We start from the raw sequence: 15,095 nt of genomic DNA, 5'->3' as shown, positions 1-15,095 counted from the left end.
CACAGGCTCCGAAAGAGGACTCCCCGGTTGAGCAGGTGTGGTATCAGACGTCTACCGGGAACAAAGTGGGAGTCCGAGCGACGATCACGCCGAACGAGTTTCTCCGCAGGTCCCATCCCGCCGATGAAGCGGAGTTGCAGATCTCGTTTGATTTTCCCCAGACACACTCCTACGACTTCTACGTGATTCAGTGGGTCGAGTCGGACCGTGACCTCATGGTCGGGTGGCACCAGGACGAAACGCACATGGACCTCGGTGAGTGTCACTTCCAGATCGATTATCGAGGTGAGACTGTACAGCGATCGGAAGCCGAGTTTCTCGATGTACACCCGTTAAACGTGCTCGACCGACGGATCGACGGTTTCGTGGAGATTCTCAACACACTGACGTGGGGAGATGGCGTCCCGCACCTCCCGAACGAGGCCATCCGATGACCGACTCGACGTCCAAGCGTGAGTTCGAATCCGTGAGAGATGCGCTGTGTAACCGGCTCACTCGTAAACCGGAAGCCGATCCGATCGGTCCGACCCCTCCACGAACGGGAGTTCCGTCCGCACGGCCGGAACGTCCTCGCCCTCGACGCGGACCGTCACCCGCTCGCTCTCGGAGCCGTAGTCGACGACCGCCAGCGCGATGCCCTCCCCCAGCAGTTCGCTCGCCCCCGCACGCGTGATTTCCCCGATAGTCGAGTCGCCGTCGAAGACCGCCGCACCCGGTTCGGGAATCCGCTGGTTAGGCGCCTCGCCGTCGTCTTCGCCGCCGGACTCGAGGGTCAGCCCCACGAGCCGTTTGCTCGGTCGGCCGCGGTTCTCGACGCGTGAAACGACCTCCTGGCCGACGTAACACCCTTTCTCGAAGTCGAGTGCGATCCGGAGCCCGAGAACGTTCGGAATCCTGCCCTCGAGTTCGGTCGCGAAAAGCGGCGAACCGGCCTCGAGCGAGAGGCTCTCGAGGGTCCGGTAGCCGAAGGGAGCCGCGTTCAGTCCCTGGTTCAACAGGACGTCGTAGACGGCCTCGGCGTCGTCGACCCCGCAGATCACGTCGTAACTCTCCTCGCCGGTGATCGCGTCGGTTCGAGCGACGGTTACCCCCGAATCGCCCATCGTTCCGCGAACGAACGAGAGGCGGTCGTCCGGGGACGGGGCACCGTTCAGGACGCTCGCGACCTTCTCGGTCGCCTGCGGGCCGTGAACGCCAAAGATCGCGTACTCGTCGGTCGCGGTCCGGATGTCGACGTCCTGAATGAACACCTTCTCGGCCCAGTCCGCGGCGAGCGCCTCGGCTTTCTCGGGCGGCACGAAAAGCAACAGCCGCTCGCCGGCGTTGTAGACGTAGAGTTCGACCTCGATACCTCCCTGTGGATCCAAGACGAGTGCGTAACACCCCTGCCCGTCCTCGTCGGGAACCCGGTTGGAGACGACGTTGTCGACGTACTCGAGTCGATCCTCGCCCTCGACGACGATAACGCCGTAGACGAGTTCGATCAGTCCGACGCCGTTTCGCACCGCGCGGTGGGTTCGGTCCGGCCGGCCGTAGTGCTCGACGATCGTTCGGCCGCCGCGCTCGCCGAACGTCGCTCCGTGGTCCGCGTGAACGGACTCGATGACGGTCATAGATAGCTCGAGGCGTCTGAGCCCCTCAGGCGTTTCGATTCAAAAGGGCAGTCGTTCCCGCAACCAGTCGGCGATCGTCTGCTCGTCGTTCGGGTCGGTCGGCTCGTCCGGAACGACGCGGTCGGCGGGTTTGATTAACGTGTCGCTTCCCTCCAGGTCGACGACGATCAAGTCGTCCGTCTTCAGCGTCGACAGGGCGGACTCCAGATCGTCGATGTCGACTTCGACGGCCGCGCGGAGTTCGAAGACGGTCATTCCATCCTCAGCACGATCGACGAGGGCGTCGAGTACCGCTACCTCGGTCTGCTCCCGGTCCCGGTACTCCCGCTTCACTCTCATCCGTTCCAGTATTCGACGACCCGGGATTTGACGTTTGTCGTTCCGCTCCGGGAAGTCGAACGAGGTGTCGGTGGCGCTCACGACCCATCGGGAGACGATCGATCTCGACCCACTGATAGACGATCGCTCGAGAACCCCCAAAAGACGATCGACCGAGAGCCACCGTCAGTTCGCTCGAGCGGCGGTCCCGAAGATGTCAGGGCTGCGAACGGCACAGGCAGTACGTTTTTTATGCCCTGGATCGGTACGATGGGACAATGGTCCTGCGATGTTCGCTGCTCGGTCACGACTACGGCGAGACCGAGGTCCAACGCGAGCGCGAAGAACGGGGCAGCGAGGTCGTCGTCACCGTCCAGGAGTTCGAAGAGTGTGCCCGCTGTGGCGAACGCAACGTCATCAGCGAGAACACAGAGGTGACGAGTATCGTCACTGAATCGAACGAGAGCACACTGACTGACGACGACGCCCGCACCCCCGATCCCGAACCCGAGCCCGAACCGACTTCCGACCACGCCGAACCGGCCGCCGAGGCGAACGTCGCCCGCGACGATCCCGCCGAAACGGACGGCGTGATCGTCGACGCCGACCCGACTGACGTCGATCCGGAGCCCGACTCGAACCAGCCTCCCGCGGAAGCCGAGTCGGCCGACGATATCGATCTGCCGACCGACGAAAACGGCGAGACGATCACCGACGACGGCGAAATCCTCGAGAGCGACGACTCCGAGGAGCCACGCGACGGTCGCGACCGCGGCGAGTGGCCGGACTCCGACGACGTCGGTCCGCCGGTCGACGCGGGCGAGGAAGTGGGTTCCTGGCCCGATGCTGACGAGTCGGCCGATCCCGCCGACGCCGAGGAACCGGTCGAAGACGACGCGATCGTTCTCGAGCACGACGAATCGGCCGTCGGCTCCTCGAGCGGTGCCGAAGCGATCGCCACGGAGTCAGAAATACTCGACGCCGCGGCCGGCGCTGACGCCGACCCGGAGGTCGACTCCGGATCGGGAATCGAGCGGGCCGAACCCGCTCCGAAACCGGGTGACACGCCGAACGCCCGTTCCGACGACGCACCGACTGAGTTCTACTGTCCCCGGTGTGAGTACGTCGACGCCGGCGATCGCGGATCGCTCCGCGCAGGCGACATCTGCCCCAAGTGCCGGAAGGGGTATCTCGGCGAACGACCGCTTCAGTAGTCGATCGACGTCCGCCCGCGTCGGTCCGGGACGGTTTTCAATGAGCGTGGAGGAACCCCCACGAGCGGAGTTGCCGTCCGAAGACGTGTTGGGAATCCAAAACATCGGCTATGAAAAGAGGTAAACACCCCGCCGTGTATCTCCAATCCATGAAGGAGTACAAGATGCGTCGCGGTGAATATCTCGAGGAGCGAATTCCCGACATGGAGTCGACGATCGAAGACTACTTCGGTCCCATTACCGGCACCCAGGAGTTCAAGGGAAGCGACCTCTACGTCATCGGGGAACCCGATAACCCGGTCTTCGAGAAGATCGTCGTCGGCGCCGTCGAGTACTCCGGCAAGAAGGACAAACTCGGCGTCGAGTTCCACGAACGCGATCCGACCGAACTCGGTCCCGACGAACTCGAGGCCGCCGGCGAGGCGGTCGACGCGAAAAACGACTTCCTGCTCGAGGCGACCGGGCGGGACGCCAAGGCTCGACGAGATTCGATGAAACGCACCGTCGAAGACGATCCGGACCACGACATCGACGCCTAACGAAGCAGAATCTGCCTGTTCTCCGCCCGCCTGAGTTCGTCGTCGACCACAGCTACAGCCACAGCCACAGCGATCGGTACCGGCACCGGTTTCGGATCTCGAGAGTCGAGATGGCATCGGCTTCGAAACGGCTATTGGTCCCACGTCGAATCCCTCGAGTAGGATGGATCTCGTCTCGTTCCTGCTCGCGACCGCGGTCGCCCACGTCGGCTTTGCGATCTTCGTCACAGCACACGCGTCGTTTACCGACCGAGAAGCCGGAAACTGGCCCTACATTACGCTCGCACTGGGACTTGCGGGAGTCGCTGGCTACTTCTTTTACGACGAGACGACGTCGCGTGGACGGATCTAAACCGTCTCCAGCGTCGGCTCGAGTGCCGAACAGAACCGATAAATTTCCCACCGAAACAGCTCCAGAAAATCCATACCTGTGTGTGAAGGAGACGACGGTATGAACCCTCTCACGATTCCCGGTGCACCTGCTGGCCCCGAAGTGCTCGTCCTGTTGCTCGTCAATATCGCACTCCCGTTGTTCGTTCTCGGTTTCGTCGTGCTCTTCCTCGACAGGAAGCGAAGGTACGACGAACGGCTCACGGCACTCGAGGAACGAACAGCGGAACTCGAAAACGGCCGACCGTAGCCCAGCAGTGACGATGACTACTGAGTCGGATTCCTGTACCGATGTACTGGCGCACCCGCCGCTCGGATCGCGGTTGTGCCGGAACTGACGGACAGGAAACCGTATGAAACCTAGGCCAGGAACACGTGCCGTGGACGCTCCGCGAGGACGTCGCGGCCGAACTCGACCGTCTCGGAGAATTCGTCGCTTCGGAAGAAGGCCATGGCGTCCTCGCGGGAGTCCCACCGGCTGGCGATGAACATGTCGTCTTCGTTTTCGCGGTTAACCAGCAGGTCGGTCTTCCGGTGGCCGTCCATATCGGCAAGCACTCCGGCGACATCGCCGAACGTCCCGACGAAGTCGTCCCTGTGTTCGGGTTCGACGGTGTAGAACATCCCCATCGTTCCCCAGGAATCGCCCTCGTCGTCACCCGCCTGGCGCACGATTTCGGGCAGCTCGGCGAGGAAGCCGGCCGCCGTGTTCGCGGCGCGGTCGGTCTCCCAGAGGCTGACGATCGCGGTTTCCGCGTCCGGTTCGTCGTCCTGGGATTCGTAGACCGCCGTCTTCACGTGGGTGTCGTAGTGATCGAAATTCGTCCGCAGGCCGTCGACCTCCTCGAACAGTTCCTCCGGGTCGGCGGCGGAGTAGAGCACGACCGCGTGGACGTCCTCGCCGTGGGGCTGGCCCGCGTAGACGCCGATCTCCTCGAGTTCGCTGCGGACGCGTTCGTCCTCGTCGTCACCGTGGGGACCGCCGGAACCGTGGCCGCTGGAGTCGCCGTGTCCGTGGCCGCCCGAGCCGCCGTGGGCGTGCGTGCTGGAGTCGGCGTGTCCGTGGCCGTGTCCACCCGAGCCGTGCGGGTGTGCAGCCTCCTGTGGGACGTCTTCGCCGGCGAGGTAGGCCGCGAGGTTTGCCGGCGGGAACCGGCGAGCCGAGAAGAACCGGCCGAACTCGGCGAATCGCGAACTCGAGGGGTCGAATCGCATCTCGTAGAGCAGTTCCTTCACGTCGGTCGGATCGTCGCCGAACAGCGTCACGCCCCACTCGAAGTCGTCGAGGCCGATGCTGCCGGAGATGATCTGGGTGACCCGTCCCGCGTACCCCTTGCCGATCTCGCCGTGATTCGAGAGGTAGTCCGCGCGCTCGTCGAACGGCAGTTCGTACCAGTTGTGATCGGGACCGCGCCGTTTGTCCATCGGGTAGAAACTACAGAAGTCGGCGTCGGGAATCTCGGGCTCGAGGCGGGACTCGATGTAGCGTTCCAGCCCGGCGTCTTCGACCTCGGCGTCGTCCTCGAAGTACTCCTGTGACATGTATCCCGACACTTCGGTCACCGAGAGATACGAGTCGGCACGCTCGGTGAACTCGGCGAGCGCCGTGTGTTCGAACTGGCGCTCGAGGGAATCGAGGTCGGCGAGCGTCGGCCGGAGGTGGAGGATCAACAGGTCGGCTTTGTGGCCGAGCACCGAGAACGTCGCCGAGTCGCCAGCCTCGGCGTCCTCGAGTCGTTCGGCCGAGGCGAGATACTCGACGCCCTCCTCGATCGCCTGCGAACGGCGTCGTTCGGGCGCGTCGCGCCAGGCGTCCCAGTCGATCGATCGGAAGTCGTGGAGAACGTACCAGCCTTCTTCGGTCTGCGGAGGTGTCCGACGATCCATACGCGGTGGTTAGAACGGAGACGCCAAGAAGGACCGGGTTTCCGCGCCGAACAATAAACATCCTAACGTTCTTTACCTTGGTTGAATAATGTACGAACGCGCACGGAAAGTGCGCCGAGCCGGAGTTGCCGGCACCAACCTAGCACTCCGGCTCGCACAACCCCCGCATAGCGGGAGCAATCCACTATTAACGCTGGCGAAATAAAGACCTGCCGACGTTTCGTCGGCCACGACCTGCCGGCGTTTCCACGGGACCGCGTCGCGACGGCCGGATCTCGGTTGGGTTGATCTCCGCTGTGCTGGGCCACGACGGAGCTACCCATGACCGCGAACGTCACCATACACTGTGACTGTGGAACCGACGTACACACCGAGACGACCGACGGCACGGTCGTCTGTCCCGACTGCGAGTCCGCGTTCGAGACGACGATAATCGAATTCGCCCCCGAGCGCGAGACATCCGGTCTTCGCAACGGCCTTCGCTCGTGTCGAGGCCCGTGAGGGCTATCGCCGGATAGCCCTCCGTAGTCGTCCGAGTCTGGCGAGCCCTCACGCCGCCGTCCGAGTCCGGCGAGACGAACGCTGGTTTCGGTGCTCGAGGTCGACAACGAAGTCCCGGTTCGACACCGAGGTCCCGGTTCGACTCGAGTCCGACGGCTACCGCGCCGTGAGCGAAGCCGGGTCGCTCGAGGTGGACGTTATCGACGGCAGAGGAACGGGACGCCGACCGGTACTGCCACTCGACAGAGGCACTCAGAGACAGTCTTCCGGATCCAGTGCCCCTGCCGCTTGTAGTTCTGAATTATCGTCGAGGACATCCTCAGCTATCGTGCCAGTGTCCGGTTCGTCTGATACTGCAGCGGAAAATACGTTGGTATCAAGAAAGAGCGTCATGACCGTTCGCGTAGTTCGCGAACTTCGACAGCTGAATCGACAGCGAGTTCGCTTGCCAGACCTCGAAGCCGTTTGCCGAGTGGAGGACGATCATCGTCCTCGTCGTCGGTACACGTGAATTCGTTCACGTCATCAGCGTAGACTCCCATACTCAGCTACTCGTTCTGCGGGAGTAAAACAGTTCGTCACGAGTCGGATCGTTCAATCCAGTTTCCCCTCTCTTGGTCGCTCTCCACCACTCCTCGAGAGTGTGATGAACCAGTAGAACGCTCTTCTGTCGGAAATTGTTGATACCGCCAGGCTGTCGCTGTGGAATCGAAGAGAGCAACCACACCGCGTATGGCTACGGGTTTTGTAGAAGAGCGTTTGTATATTTTTTATGGCTCTGGTGAATCAGGGGTATCTCGAGCAACCGACGCCCTATCTGAGCAAGTATTTCAATCGCTAGAAGGAGTCGTACGTCGATTGCATGACTCCCGTCCAAAAGTACAGTGAGCGGGAAGCCTGAGTTGATTTCTTTGCAACGGTTATCCGACAGCAAACAGAAAAGTTATTGGCACGCTCACAGTGTTTGCACACTATGAATGAGCCAGAGTGCCGCGATGTTTATACGATTGTATAAAGTATGTATAGCTATGAGCAGCGATAGACACTCTGTGCCGGTATCGCTCCCACCGGAGTTGGTGAAAGAACTCGATTCGCTCGTCGAGGACGGCGTGTTTAGCTCACGGTCCGAAGCTCTCCGATATGGCGCCCGTCTCATCGTTCGCGAAGAACGACAAGCGCGACTCCATGACCAAACCGACGCTGAGGCGCGTGCCGACGTTAAAGAGTGCTTGGAGCGAAAGCGTGTATCTTGATACCGATCCCGTCCTTGCGCTTCTGAAAACCGACGACTGGCTATAGTAGCCACTGAAAGTCATTGCACACCCGATCGCCAGACGGATCGTCGATCGGTGTGTAAATCGTTTCAGTTGTTACTATAGCAAGCACAGTTGACCTCGAACCGATCGACGCACCAAAGACATCGGTCGCAGCAGCGATTGAAGTTCAGTACGTGATGGAAGACACCTGGAGTAAAGAACAACTCTCGAATAGCCACAGCAAGATTGCGAACGAGGGAATCGAACTCGTTCCTCTGACCGTCGATATGATGGACGCTGCTGGAGAGTTGCGACGGGCATACGATCGGCTCAATGTCTTCGACGCAGTCCATCTTGGGACTGCCTATACGCTCGAGGAACCGATCGTGTCGACCGATACGCTCTATCCCGAGATTGACGAAGTCGGACACTTCGATCCGCGTGACCTCGAGTAACATCTTTACCGACTTCGACAAACAGTTTCAACGACTACTGTAGCCACCGTCCCCTCGACACCCAAAGCCGACCGGGGTGACCGAAACCCTTTACGTACGTCCGTTTAAATCACGGATCACATGCGGAAGAGTGGGCCGCCAAAGGGACTCATCGCCTACATCGTCCTCGAGTTGCTCGAGGAGAAACCGCGGTACGGGTACGAGATCTTGAAAGAAATCGAGGAGCTAAGCGGCGGTCACTGGGAGCCGTCTTACGGGTCGGTGTATCCGATCCTCTACAAGTTCGAGGAGAAGGGGTGGGCCGCACGGATCGAACGCGAGGACGAGCCGGATCGGAAGTACTTCGAGATGACCGACGCGGGACGCGAGGAACTCGCCGAGCGCCGAACGCAGGGATCGGAAAAAGCAAGCGACTTCGCGGACGTCATCCTCGGCTTCTTTCACGTCTACGCGGCTTTTGCGACCGACGATCGGTTCGAGATTCCCGAACTCGAGGGCGAGTGGACCTTCGACGAGACGTTCAGCGAGTGGATCGTCGAGCAGGTGGTCCGCCACCACGAACACTACTTCGAGACGGAGTTCGAACGGGTCGAGGTGACGCCCGAGGAGTTCGTCGAGCGCCACGGGATCGACGAGGACGATTCAGACTAAAGAAACGGATCGAGGGCTCAGCCCGCGAGCAGTCCCGGCGCGAACAACATCGCGAGGAAGCTGATCAGCATCGTCACCCCGACCGTCGTCGTGACGACGCGGACCATTCCGCGCGTCGCCTCGATCGGAAGCCGTGAGGCGATCGCCTCGGTGCTGGTCCGGAGGATGTGGCCGCCGTCGAGCGGGAACGCCGGAATGCAGTTGAAAAAGCCGAGCTGGACGTTGATCCAGCCGGTCCAGAACAGCAGGTTCGCGATCATGAAGATCGCCCCGTCGCCGAAAATGGCGAGGCTGCCCTGAACCTCGTAGAAGTTCTCTATGCCGCCGGTGAAGCCGGCGAAGTTGAACGGAAGCATGCCGACGACGCCGATGATCGGCAACAGAAGCGCGAGACCGATCTTCCCGAGGAACGAATCCGTCACTCCGGCGAGTTCTTCGCCGGTGTCGCCGCCGAGTATCGTGAGGTACGCCTCGGCGGGGTACAACTCGAGGCCGAGCGGAGACATGGAAGCGCCGGAGATACCGGACGCGCTGTAGAACCCGACGGTGCCGCCGCCGGTCAGCTGGCTGCGATCACCGAGCGTGACGTCGTACTCGACGCGTTCGCCGTCGAGGTAGCCGGTGATCGTAACCTCGTCGCCGGGATCGGTCGTGCCGAGTCGGTCGTTTAACGCCCCGTCCGAGGGCGTTCGATCGCCGTCGAAGCGAGTGATGACCAGTTGTTCGCCGGCCGGCGCACCGCTTTGTGCCAGCGGGCCGTCCTCGGCGATCTGGACGAGTCCGCCGACCGGAACGTCGCGGTTTTCGGTGCCGCCGTCGGTCGCGACGGTGAGCGTCACCGTCTCGCTCTCGCCGACGGCCTCGAGGAATTCGGCTTCGGTGGCGACCTCCGTCCCGTCGACGGCGAGGATCACGTCGCCGTTTTCCAGTCCGACCGCGTCGGTCTGGACGCTCGCGGAGACGATCAGCGACCGGTCGACCTCCACCGTCCGTTCCTCGTCGATTTCGACGGCGATCGCGTCGTCACCGGTGGCCTCGATGCGCTCGGCGAGGTCGTCGTTGCTCTCGACCGGTTCGCCGCCGACGGCGGTGATCCGGTCGCCGGGTTCGATGTCGGCCTGCGCCGCGGGCGAGTCCGGTTCGACGCCGCCGACGGCGGCTCCGGGTGCGACGGCGATCGCTCCGGCGATCGGCCCGAACAGAAGCGCGAAGACGACGATCGTGATCGCGAAGTTGTTCGTCACGCCCGCGGCGAACATCCGCGTCTGGCCGCCTCTCGAGGCGTTCTTGCTGCTTTCCTGGTCGGGCTCGACGAACGCGCCGATCGGGATGATCGCGAGCATCGCGATCCCCATCGACTCGATGTCGATGTCCTCGACCCGACAGAGCAATCCGTGTCCACCCTCGTGGACGACGAGGCCGACGAGCAAGCCGAAGACGATGCCAGGCGTCGCCGACAGCGGGAGGAAGTCGTTGACGCCAGGGATGACGAGGACGTTGCGTGGTTGCTGGACGGCCGTAGACGGCTGTGGCGAGGTGAGTGCGGCGATCGCCGCGAGCAGGAGAAAGCCGAACATCGCGACCATCACGACCAGCGCGATGCCGATACCGATGTTGGCCCACGCGCGCCAGAACCGCTTCGGGCCCGAAAGCCAGTCGAGAAATTCCCTTCCTCGTTTGGTATGGAAGGTCAGGATCGGTCCCTGGGTACCGACGAACTCCGGAAGGATTCCGGCGTTACGCAGCGAAATAATCGCGAACCAGTAGACGAACAACCCGACGAGGACCCACGTCAGCGTCTCCGATCCGAAGAGTTCGGGAACCGAAACGAGCGCGAGGGAACCGGTGACCATCTACCGTTACTCGGGGAGGGGTTCTCAAATGGCTTTTGTCTGGTTCGCACCGCAGTCGGCCGCGACGACGAACTACCGTTCCCGACGTAATCGGCCGCGACGACGAACTACCGTTCCCGACGCAATCGGTCAACGACGAACTCGCGGTCTACTTTCGCGAGGAACGGGCCGAGTTTCGGCCCCTGCTCTTCGTCGAAGAACAGCCGGTAGCCGGCCCCGAAGAAGTCGCCGACGTCGACGTCGTGGCGTTTCGCGGTCTCGTAGATTTCGCCCTGGATCTCGTCGGGGTCGTGGCCCTCCTCGATGTAGTCGGCGAGTTCCGCGAGCGCGTCCTCGGTCGCGTCGTCGAACTCGTGATCGGGTATCTCGCGTCGCTTGAGTTCGTAGTCGAACTCGTTTCCGGTCCGGCGTGCCCAGTTGCGTGCCTGTTCGACGCGGGCGAGTGCACCCTCGACGGCCCACCCGGGCGCGTCGTCCGGAACGTGGCCTTCGCGACGAGCGATCTCCTCGCGCAGGTCGGGGTCATCGGTCATGCCAAGCACCGCGGCGAACGTGTACGGCAGCCGGATCCGCTCTTCTCGGGGCTCCTCCACGACGAGCGGGTAGACCCGCTTTGCGAACGCCGTCTCGTCCTCGTCGGCGTCGACCTCGTCGAAGTAGACCGCCTCGAGCCGGTCGAACTCGTCGACGAGCTGGTCGAGGCGTTCGATGCTGAAATCCCGCGCCTTCGCGGGGTCTTTCGCGAAGAAGTATCGCAACACCTCGGATTCGAGCAACTCGAGGACGTCCGAAACGAGGACGACGTTTCCTTCGGAGGAGGAAAACGGCTCGCCGTCGAGGGTGAACCACTCGTAGACCATCGGCACCGGCGGCTCGATCTCGAGGACGTTGCGCGCGACGTCCTGTCCGCTCGGCCACGAGCCTTCGGCGTGGTCCTTGCCGAACGGCTCGAAGTCGACGCCCAGTATCTCCCACTGGGTCGGCCACTCGAACCGCCACGGCATCTTCCCCTCTCGCAGCGTCGCCGTCCCCTCGTGGCCACAGCCGTCGATCGGACGCTCGCCGGCGTCCATGTCGGTACAGCGGTACTCGACCGACGGTTCCCCCTCGAGGTCGACGCCCGTTACCGTCTCGGTGATCTTGCCACACTCCTCACAGATCGGGTTGAAGGGGACGTAGTCGTCGTCGACTTTGTCCTGGTAGTCGGCGAGAACCTCGCGTGCGCGATCGCGGTTTTCGAGCACGTACCGGGTCATCTCGTCGAACGCACCGGTTTCGTACAGTTCGGTGTTCGAGATCAGTTCGATCGGGACGTCGACGGCGTCCGCGCTGTCCTGGATGATCGTCGAGAAGTGCTCGCCGTAGGAGTCACAACAGCCGAAGGGGTCGGGAATGTCCGTGTACGGCGCACCGAGGTTCCGCCCGAGCGCGCCCGCGTCTACCTCCCCCAGATCGACGAGGTTCCCCTCGAGATCACAGAGGGTTCGCGGGAGCTTCCGAAGGGGGTCGCGGTCGTCCGCGGTGAACACCTGCCGGACGTCGTGGCCGCGCTCGCGCAGCACCTCGGCGACGTAGTATCCCCGCATGATCTCGTTGACGTTGCCGAGGTGAGGGACGCCGGACGGCGAGATTCCACCCTTGACGACGATCGGATCGTCCCGATCACGAACGCCACGCTCGCGCTGGTCGTCGACGCGGGCTTCGACGCGGTCCGCGACGGCGTCGGCCCAGAACGCGTGGTGGTCGTCGGCTCGTTGGAGCGTGTACGGGTTCGCCGGATCGACGACGCTGTCGTCCGATTCGATGCCGGGTCGGTCGTCACTCATTCTCGTGTTCCGCCCAGTAGGTCGGCTCTTCTCCGACGCCGTCGGGGATCACGTCAGTTCCCTCGTGGTCGCCGTAGCGGACCGCCCGGGAGATCCGATCCGGATCCGTTCCGTCGAGGACGATCGTCCGCATTCCCGACCGCTGGATGATCTTCGCTGCGAGCAGATCGACCGGTGCCGACGCGCCGGCGTTCATCTCGAGGCCGGCGATGACGTCGACGAGGTCCGCCGCCGAGAGTTCGTCGTACTTCGTCGCCGCGTCGTCCTCGTTGGGGTCGTCGCTGTAGACGCCCGACACGCTGGTCGCGTAGACGAGCAGGTCGGCGTCGACGTACTCCGCGAGGGCGGCACCGACGGCGTCGGTCGTCTGGGCCGGCGCGACGCCGCCCATCACGGAGACGTTCCCCTGCCGAAGCGCCTCGCCGGCCTCCTCGTAATCGAGCGCCGGTGCGGTGATCGACTCCTCGCCGAGCGCCGCGATGAGCAATCGCGCGTTGAGCCGGGTGACGTCGATCCCGAGCTGATCGAGTTCGATCTCGTTCGCGCCGAGTTCGCGAGCGGCACCGATGTACTCGCGTGCGACGCCGCCGCCTCCGACGACAGCGCCGACGCGACAGCCGTCCGCGACGAGGTTTTCGACGACGGCCGCGTGTTCGGCCACCCGGTGAGCCCCGGGTTCGGGTACGAGTACGCTCCCGCCGATAGAGACGACCACTTTCATGCTAACCCGGTGTAACCGGGTTGCAATCTTAAGGGTTGCCAAGTGGACTCTCCGACTCGGTTTCGTGTGCCCCCGTTTCCGATCGATCTCGCTCGAGCCCGGCGGTAGCCCAACCCACACGAGTGTGGCGGTAGCCCAACCCACACGACTATAGTAGCCACTGAACGTCACCCCACACCCGATCGCGGGACGGATCGGCGATCGGTGTGCAAATCGTTTCAGTTGTCACTATAGGGCAGAACGGTGCCCGGACGACCGGGCGTAGCAGAACCCATACACCGGAAGCCGATGGCACCGACGGTGGGGGACGACCGTGGTGACGCCGACGAAGACGGAGACGCGACCGTGGCGACAGCTACAAAGTGTGACGTGGCCTTGTCAATAGTATGCACGTACTCGGTATTCTCGGTTCGGACGCGCCCGACGGTGCACTCGATCGGGTCGTGGATCGAGCGGCGGACGAACTCTCGCAAGCGGGACGGGTCGGCGTCGTCAGATACGACGCGACTATCGCCGACGGCACCCACGCTCACCAGTCGCCGACTGTCGGCGGCGACGTCACGTACGACCTCGGCGCGGACGGAGACTGGAGCGCCAGCGGGACCGGACTCTCGGTCGAGGGCGCGCTCGATCGGCTGGCCATCGACTGTGAGTACGCGATCGTCGCGGGCGTCCCGACGCTCCGGTATCCGTCGATCGTCGTCGGCTCCGACCCGACGGACGCGGGAGACGACGGCCCCGACGTCCTCGCGACCGTCGAGACGGCGGTCGAACTCGAGACGGTAGACCTCCATGCGCGTCTCGAGGAGACCGAACCCTACGTCACCCTCGAGTCGCTCGTCGCTCGCGTCAAACGATCGCCGTCGGCCGATCGTGCGGGCGCGATCGCAACCTTCACCGGACGAGTGCGAGCGCGTGACAGCGACGACGACGCGCCGACGAAGTACCTCGAGTTCGAGAAGTACGAGGGCGTCGCCGACGAGCGCATGGCGGCGCTCGAGGCCGAACTCGAGGCGCGCGAGGGAGTGTTCGCGATCGAGATGCACCACCGCACGGGCGTCGTCGAGGACGGCGAGGACATCGTCTTCGTTGTCGTCCTCGCCGGCCACCGCGAGGAGGCCTTTCGGACCGTCGAGGACGGCATCAATCGCCTGAAAGACGAGGTGCCACTTTTCAAGAAGGAAGTGACGGTCGAGGACGAGTTCTGGGTTCACGAGCGATCCTGACCGTTGATTCCAGGTCATCCAGATAGAATACAGCGACAGTCAGAGAAATACGAACGTATAATAACGGAGAATGATTCGGCAGAGATAATGAGTTAGATCCCGCTTTGAACGTTCTCGAGCCATCTGATCGATCGAGAAAACAGATCTTAAATCGAGGTAAAAGGTGTATTACCGGGCGAAATCCTGAACACAACCGAAATTTCGTCAAGCGTCCCTCCTTTATAACATATCCCCCTCACAAGGGCCCGACGTCGATGAGCACGACAGCCCAACCCTCCACGGAAAGCAAAGAACGCCGCCTGAAACGCTACCTTCGCGAACGCGCCGAAGACGGTGAACTGTACTTCAAGGGCAAGTTCATCGCCGACGACGTCGGCCTGTCTCCGAAGGAGATCGGCGCGTTGATGGTCAAACTCTCCGAATCCGCGACCGAACTCGAGATCGAGAAGTGGTCGTACACGAGCGCGACCACGTGGCGAGTCGAGCCCGCCTGATCGAAGCGAGTCGTCTTCGCGAACGGTGGCCGTCGCGTTCCCCGAACGACGGCCGACCCGGATCATCCAGCCATGCCATGCCCTGCTACGAACTGCCGGCGCGTCGTCGACGCCATCCGGCACGACCTCGCTGACGTCGGTCGCGGACGTC

General features: G+C 62.9%; 18 protein-coding genes. 11 read left to right on the top strand and 7 right to left on the bottom strand.

Annotated features, from left to right (window positions below; genetic code table 11):
* The first annotated feature begins 65 nt into the window (after positions 1-65).
* Positions 66-434, top strand: coding sequence for a hypothetical protein (locus EA473_RS11755; protein ID WP_243645240.1), 369 nt, complete (start codon positions 66-68; stop codon positions 432-434).
* A gap of 57 nt (positions 435-491) precedes the next feature.
* Here the strand turns inward: EA473_RS11755 and ygfZ are convergent, their stop codons facing one another.
* Together ygfZ and EA473_RS11745 are read right to left on the bottom strand one after the other, a co-directional pair.
* Entirely contained in the window at positions 492-1,613 is a 1,122-nt protein-coding gene (gene ygfZ / locus EA473_RS11750) for a CAF17-like 4Fe-4S cluster assembly/insertion protein YgfZ (protein ID WP_124195851.1), read from the bottom strand.
* Between the two features lie 39 nt (positions 1,614-1,652).
* A complete protein-coding gene (locus EA473_RS11745) occupies positions 1,653-1,952 on the bottom strand; it encodes a DUF6432 family protein (RefSeq protein ID WP_124195850.1) in 300 nt (99 codons plus the stop codon).
* 257 nt (positions 1,953-2,209) lie between these two features.
* On the opposite strand from EA473_RS11745, the gene EA473_RS11740 reads away from it, so the two are divergent.
* The 4 genes from EA473_RS11740 (at position 2,210) to EA473_RS11725 (ending at position 4,324) form a co-directional block, all read left to right on the top strand.
* On the top strand, positions 2,210-3,145 hold the full coding sequence (locus EA473_RS11740) for a DUF7093 family protein (RefSeq protein ID WP_124195849.1): 936 nt from the start codon (positions 2,210-2,212) through the stop codon (positions 3,143-3,145).
* Between the two features lie 149 nt (positions 3,146-3,294).
* Positions 3,295-3,684, top strand: a complete 390-nt coding sequence (locus EA473_RS11735) for a DUF5611 family protein (protein WP_124195848.1) — start codon at positions 3,295-3,297, stop codon at positions 3,682-3,684.
* Between the two features lie 163 nt (positions 3,685-3,847).
* On the top strand, positions 3,848-4,036 hold the full coding sequence (locus EA473_RS11730; protein ID WP_124195847.1) for a hypothetical protein: 189 nt from the start codon (positions 3,848-3,850) through the stop codon (positions 4,034-4,036).
* A 99-nt stretch (positions 4,037-4,135) separates the two neighbouring features.
* Positions 4,136-4,324, top strand: coding sequence for a hypothetical protein (locus tag EA473_RS11725; RefSeq protein WP_124195846.1), 189 nt, complete (start codon positions 4,136-4,138; stop codon positions 4,322-4,324).
* 110 nt (positions 4,325-4,434) lie between these two features.
* Here the strand turns inward: EA473_RS11725 and EA473_RS11720 are convergent, their stop codons facing one another.
* Positions 4,435-5,961: a heme-binding protein gene (locus EA473_RS11720; RefSeq protein ID WP_124195845.1), complete on the bottom strand. Its 1,527-nt coding sequence runs from the start codon at positions 5,959-5,961 to the stop codon at positions 4,435-4,437.
* Positions 5,962-6,282: 321 nt separating this feature from the next.
* Between EA473_RS11720 and EA473_RS11715 the strand changes: the two genes are divergently transcribed.
* Positions 6,283-6,462 (top strand): hypothetical protein, encoded by a 180-nt coding sequence (locus EA473_RS11715; protein WP_124195844.1) that lies wholly within the window; start codon positions 6,283-6,285, stop codon positions 6,460-6,462.
* A gap of 389 nt (positions 6,463-6,851) precedes the next feature.
* Here EA473_RS11715 and EA473_RS22290 read toward each other — a convergent pair whose 3' ends face one another.
* On the bottom strand, positions 6,852-7,004 hold the full coding sequence (locus tag EA473_RS22290; protein ID WP_165875268.1) for a hypothetical protein: 153 nt from the start codon (positions 7,002-7,004) through the stop codon (positions 6,852-6,854).
* 435 nt (positions 7,005-7,439) lie between these two features.
* Here EA473_RS22290 and EA473_RS11705 point away from each other — a divergent pair, with 435 nt between their 5' ends.
* From EA473_RS11705 to EA473_RS11695, 3 genes are all read left to right on the top strand, one after another.
* Entirely contained in the window at positions 7,440-7,715 is a 276-nt protein-coding gene (locus EA473_RS11705; protein WP_341538994.1) for a ribbon-helix-helix domain-containing protein, read from the top strand.
* Between the two features lie 200 nt (positions 7,716-7,915).
* Positions 7,916-8,173, top strand: a complete 258-nt coding sequence (locus EA473_RS11700) for a PIN domain-containing protein (protein ID WP_124195842.1) — start codon at positions 7,916-7,918, stop codon at positions 8,171-8,173.
* 120 nt (positions 8,174-8,293) lie between these two features.
* The gene (locus EA473_RS11695; protein WP_124195841.1) at positions 8,294-8,824 is read left to right on the top strand and encodes a PadR family transcriptional regulator; all 531 of its coding nucleotides are present in this window, start codon (positions 8,294-8,296) and stop codon (positions 8,822-8,824) included.
* 17 nt (positions 8,825-8,841) lie between these two features.
* On the opposite strand, the gene EA473_RS11690 is transcribed toward EA473_RS11695, so the two are convergent.
* The 3 genes from EA473_RS11690 to pyrH form a co-directional block, all read right to left on the bottom strand.
* Entirely contained in the window at positions 8,842-10,677 is a 1,836-nt protein-coding gene (locus EA473_RS11690; protein ID WP_124195840.1) for a site-2 protease family protein, read from the bottom strand.
* 107 nt (positions 10,678-10,784) lie between these two features.
* Positions 10,785-12,503, bottom strand: a complete 1,719-nt coding sequence (gene lysS, locus EA473_RS11685; protein ID WP_124195839.1) for a lysine--tRNA ligase — start codon at positions 12,501-12,503, stop codon at positions 10,785-10,787.
* Entirely contained in the window at positions 12,496-13,224 is a 729-nt protein-coding gene (gene pyrH, locus EA473_RS11680) for a UMP kinase (protein WP_124195838.1), read from the bottom strand. The genes lysS and pyrH overlap by 8 nt, the downstream gene beginning before the upstream one ends.
* 386 nt (positions 13,225-13,610) lie before the next feature.
* Here pyrH and EA473_RS11675 point away from each other — a divergent pair, with 386 nt between their 5' ends.
* Both EA473_RS11675 and EA473_RS11670 read left to right on the top strand, forming a co-directional pair.
* Entirely contained in the window at positions 13,611-14,450 is an 840-nt protein-coding gene (locus EA473_RS11675) for a molybdopterin synthase (RefSeq protein WP_124195837.1), read from the top strand.
* Positions 14,451-14,704: 254 nt separating this feature from the next.
* Positions 14,705-14,944, top strand: coding sequence for a DUF7123 family protein (locus EA473_RS11670; protein WP_124195836.1), 240 nt, complete (start codon positions 14,705-14,707; stop codon positions 14,942-14,944).
* The last annotated feature ends 151 nt before the right edge of the window (positions 14,945-15,095 follow it).

This window comes from Natrarchaeobius chitinivorans (assembly GCF_003841505.1).
In the GTDB taxonomy this organism is placed as follows: Archaea; Halobacteriota; Halobacteria; order Halobacteriales; family Natrialbaceae; genus Natrarchaeobius; species Natrarchaeobius chitinivorans.
This window is presented reverse-complemented; position numbering and strand designations above follow the sequence as displayed.